The sequence below is a fragment of the Streptomyces sp. NPDC057939 genome, from assembly GCF_042887545.1.
Taxonomy (GTDB): domain Bacteria; phylum Actinomycetota; class Actinomycetes; order Streptomycetales; family Streptomycetaceae; genus Streptomyces.
In genome coordinates this window covers 1-1,250 of record NZ_JBHVPG010000125.1, presented here as the reverse complement: position 1 = coordinate 1,250, position 1,250 = coordinate 1, and the positions used below count along the sequence as shown (strand labels likewise).

Here is a 1,250-nt window from a genome sequence, read left to right as displayed (position 1 = left end):
CGGTTCCGATCGTCGCGCCGCGGACCCCGGCCGATTGTTTCGACGCGGCCCTGGAGGCGGCGCGGATCGCGCTGACGTATCGGACGCCGGTGTTCTTGTTGTCCGACGGTTACCTGGCCAATGGTTCGGAGCCGTGGCGGATCCCGGACGTGGCGGACCTGCCCGACCTCACCGTGCAGTTCGCCACCGAACCGAACCACACCCTCGCGGACGGCACGGAGGTGTACTGGCCGTACAAGCGGGACCCGCACACGCTGGCCCGTCCGTGGGCGGTGCCGGGGACGGCGGGGTTGGAGCATCGGATCGGCGGGATCGAGAAGCAGGACGGCACGGGCAACATCTCCTACGATCCGGCCAACCACGACTTCATGGTCCGCACCCGCCAGGCCAAGATCGACAACATCACGGTGCCCGACCTCCTGGTCGACGACCCCACCGGCGCCCGGACCCTCGTCCTGGGCTGGGGCTCCACCTACGGCCCCATCACCGCCGCCGTCCGCCGCCTGCGCACCGCCGGCACCCCCATCGCACAGGCCCACCTGCGCCACCTCAACCCCTTCCCGAGCAACCTGGGAGCCGTACTCGCCCACTTCGACCGCGTCGTCGTCCCCGAGATGAACCTGGGTCAGCTCGCCCGGCTGCTGCGTGCCGAGTACCTGGTGGACGCCCAGTCGTACACCCAGGTCAACGGCATGCCCTTCAAGGCGGAACAGCTCGCCGCGGTCCTCCAGGAGGCCATCGATGACTGACGTACTGAGCCTGGTGCCCAAGGCGGAAGCCGTCCTCAAGGCCAAGGACTTCAAGTCGGACCAGGAGGTCCGTTGGTGTCCCGGCTGCGGTGACTACGCCGTCCTCGCCGCCGTCCAGGGCTTCATGCCCGAGCTGGGACTGGCCAAGGAGAACATCGTCTTCGTCTCCGGCATCGGCTGCTCCTCCCGCTTCCCGTACTACATGAACACCTACGGGATGCACTCCATCCACGGCCGCGCCCCCGCCATCGCCACCGGACTCGCCACCTCCCGCCGCGACCTGTCCGTCTGGGTCGTCACCGGCGACGGCGACGCCCTCTCCATCGGCGGCAACCACCTCATCCACGCCCTGCGCCGCAACGTCAACCTCAAGATCCTCCTCTTCAACAACCGGATCTACGGCCTGACCAAAGGCCAGTACTCCCCCACCTCCGAACTCGGCAAGATCACCAAATCCACCCCCATGGGCTCCCTCGACGCCCCCTTCAACCCCGTGTCCCT

At 68.2% G+C, this 1,250-nt stretch carries 1 protein-coding gene and 1 pseudogene; both read left to right on the top strand.

Annotation, left to right across the window (positions count from 1 at the left end; genetic code table 11):
• Positions 1 to 749, top strand: a pseudogene (locus ACFVS6_RS42925) (2-oxoglutarate ferredoxin oxidoreductase subunit alpha); the annotation flags it as partial.
• Positions 742 to 1,250: 2-oxoacid:ferredoxin oxidoreductase subunit beta (locus tag ACFVS6_RS42920; RefSeq protein ID WP_389711970.1), on the top strand; the 509-nt coding region annotated here is incomplete at its 3' end. The pseudogene ACFVS6_RS42925 and the gene ACFVS6_RS42920, both read left to right, overlap by 8 nt.